This window comes from Sphingomonas sp. LH128 (genome assembly GCF_000293195.2).
GTDB classification, from domain to species: Bacteria; Pseudomonadota; Alphaproteobacteria; order Sphingomonadales; family Sphingomonadaceae; genus Novosphingobium; species Novosphingobium resinovorum_A.
The window spans coordinates 1-844 of the sequence record NZ_ALVC01000590.1; the positions used below are offsets into that span (position 1 = coordinate 1).

Sequence of the window (844 nt, forward strand, 5' to 3'; positions counted from 1 at the left end):
GCACGCCGAGATGGCGGAGCGGTCGTTCGAGTGGAACGGCGCCGGCACTGGAGCGACGAAGAGAAGCTGGCGATCCTGAAGGAGACCACTCAGCCGGGTGCCATCATGGCCGTGGTCGCGCGTCGGTACGGGATCGGGACCGGTCAGCTTTACACTTGGCGTAAGCAATTGCTCCGCGGCGCGATGGCCGGGTTCGTGCCGGTTGAGTTGGCCGCCGAGCCGCAGGGGACAGCACCTGAGATTGGCCGGATTGAGATCCGGCGCGGCGGTGACTTCATGGTGTCGATCGACAGGTTGGTCGACAGAGAAGCGTTGAGATTGGCGCTCGAGGTTATCGGGGAGCTTGAACGTTGAGCCTGACGCTGCCGCCATCGGCGAAGATCTATCTGTCGTTGGCGCCGTGCGACATGCGAAAAGGCTTCGATGGCTTGTCCGCGCAGGTGCGCAATATTCTCCAGCTCGATCCCTTCTCTGGCGCGGTGTTCCTGTTCCGCGGAAAACGAGGCGATAGATTGAAGGCCCTGGTCTGGGACGGATCGGGGCTTTGCCTCTATGCGAAACGTCTCGAGCGCGGAAAGTTCGTGTGGCCCAGAACTCAGGATGGGGCGGCCGCCCGGCTCTCGGCTGCACAGTTGGCGATGCTGATCGAGGGACTGGATTGGCGGCAGGCGATTGTTCACGACGAGGTGCCCGTTCCGACACTCGCTTGAGCGATGAAACCGCAGGAAACTGCCGTTTTATGTAGGATGGGATCGCGGCTTGCGCTATAGTCCGGGGCATGCGGTTCGACCTTGATCGCCTCCCCACAGACCCCGTTCTCCTGCAGAAAATGCTGCGGGAGATG

General features: G+C 62.1%; 2 protein-coding genes. Both read left to right on the top strand.

Features of this window, described 5'->3' with window-relative positions; genetic code table 11:
• Positions 1-354 (top strand): IS66-like element accessory protein TnpA (gene tnpA / locus LH128_RS30465; protein ID WP_008833542.1); only part of this gene is annotated, 354 nt, incomplete at its 5' end.
• Positions 351-710, top strand: a complete 360-nt coding sequence (tnpB, locus tag LH128_RS30470) for an IS66 family insertion sequence element accessory protein TnpB (RefSeq protein WP_008833543.1) — start codon at positions 351-353, stop codon at positions 708-710. The genes tnpA and tnpB, both read left to right, overlap by 4 nt.
• Positions 711-844: the final 134 nt, after the last annotated feature.